Here is a 491-nt window from a genome sequence, read left to right as displayed (position 1 = left end):
GAGCTGAAATCTGATGATTCTGACTGTATTTCGAGCCTGCCTGCTGCTGATTTTCTGGACTTTACTTCCCCATACGGGCGAAAGCCTTCCGCCGCCAGCCAGTGATTCCGCTTCGCTGGTTTACCGTACCAAACAACAATACGCCTTGGCACTCGAGTCCAATCAGCCCCTGCTTGCGGCCCAGGCTTTGCAGACGCTTGGTCGTCTGTTTTTCACGCCGGACAGTATCCGCAAGCCCTGGAATATTACTCGGAAGCGGCTAAGAAATTTGAACAACTCGGCGAGCAAACCCTACTGGCAGAAACGCACAACGCCCTGGGCGAGCTGTACTATTACAGCAAGCAGCCYWWTTCTGCCCCGGTATTCTCCAATTGGCTGAAAGGTTAGAATTGTATCAGTATTCGCGAAACGCAGGCCTAAGATTTCATGGCCTTTCGAGCAAATTTGCAAAGGTTCTCCGGTGGAATACGGATTTGCCAGTCATTTATAAC

The 491-nt window shown here is 51.0% G+C and carries 1 protein-coding gene; it reads left to right on the top strand.

The genetic code is table 11. The features are described 5' to 3' along the window. Positions 1–13: 13 nt before the first annotated feature. The gene (locus BWI97_RS27285) at positions 14–379 is read left to right on the top strand and encodes a hypothetical protein (RefSeq protein WP_102203510.1); all 366 of its coding nucleotides are present in this window, start codon (positions 14–16) and stop codon (positions 377–379) included. Positions 380–491: the final 112 nt, after the last annotated feature.

Source organism: Siphonobacter sp. BAB-5405 (assembly GCF_002872335.1).
In the GTDB taxonomy this organism is placed as follows: Bacteria; Bacteroidota; Bacteroidia; order Cytophagales; family Spirosomataceae; genus Siphonobacter.
This window is presented reverse-complemented; position numbering and strand designations above follow the sequence as displayed.